Genomic DNA, 447 nt, shown 5'->3' on the forward strand with positions numbered 1-447 from the left:
TCCTGGAAATCGACGATGCCCAGCCGATCATGCCCTGAACGGTCGCCGCGCCAGATGATGTTGGGCGAATGGAAGTCGCGCAGCATCAGCGTATATTCGCGGCCGTGCAGCCGGTCGAGGAGCGCGCCCCATTGCTTGTGGTAGCCGGCGCGCAAGGCACCGCTTGCCGGGCTGCCCGTTATTGCCGGCACGTACCAGTCGACCAGCAGATCGGCCTCGATCATCATGGCCTCGCGGTCGAAAGGCGGGACATCGTGGAAGCCGCCATGCCCTGTTTCCAGGCGCTGCGGCCAGGTCCTGCCATGCATCATGGCCAGCAGCTCGGCCGCCGCCGCGCAGCGCTCGGGCAGCGGCTGGCCATCGCTGCCGAGGAACCCTTCCGAGCCAAGATGCTCGAGTAGCAGGAATCCCTGCTCCTGGTCCTCGGCATGGATTTCCGGAACGCTG

General features: G+C 66.0%; 1 protein-coding gene. It reads right to left on the reverse strand.

Going from position 1 to position 447, the window contains the following annotated elements; translation table 11 throughout:
• Positions 1–447, reverse strand: a 447-nt coding sequence (locus EOA22_RS37110; RefSeq protein ID WP_164756358.1) for a phosphotransferase, incomplete at both ends; no start/stop codon positions are given.

The organism is Mesorhizobium sp. M7A.F.Ca.US.014.04.1.1 (assembly GCF_003998745.1).
In the GTDB taxonomy this organism is placed as follows: domain Bacteria; phylum Pseudomonadota; class Alphaproteobacteria; order Rhizobiales; family Rhizobiaceae; genus Mesorhizobium; species Mesorhizobium ciceri.